The organism is Vibrio sp. 10N.222.52.B7 (genome assembly GCF_041474275.1).
Taxonomy (GTDB): Bacteria; Pseudomonadota; Gammaproteobacteria; order Enterobacterales; family Vibrionaceae; genus Vibrio; species Vibrio crassostreae_C.
Genome location: NZ_JBFRTU010000635.1, coordinates 1 through 365 on the forward strand (window position 1 = coordinate 1; position 365 = coordinate 365).

The window sequence follows — 365 nt, forward strand, 5'->3', positions numbered from 1 at the left end:
GAAGACGAGGGCACTGGGGTTCTTGAATACATCCAATACACAGTGAATGCCAAGACCACGCACGACTCTTGGTTTGCGAGTAGCTTTATCCCTTCGTTTGATCAGCAGCAGGACTTAGCGGGACGTTCGTTAGCGAGAAAGTACCCAGTTTATCTTGGTGATAACAACATCGATATTGTGTTTGTGTCGGACTTTTCCGGTTCAATGAACGACAGGTGGGGTTCAAGTCGGCACATAAAAATCGACGATCTAAAGACAGCCATCGACGCAATATCCAGCAAAATTCTTTGCACATCGATTAAACAGGACTATGTCGATGGCGAGTGGAAATACGTTTGTGATGAGCCCGGAGAAGATACAACCGG

1 pseudogene is annotated in these 365 nt (G+C 46.6%); it reads left to right on the forward strand.

Annotation, left to right across the window (positions count from 1 at the left end):
- Positions 1 to 365: pseudogene (locus AB4512_RS24570) on the forward strand (pilus assembly protein TadG); the annotation flags it as partial.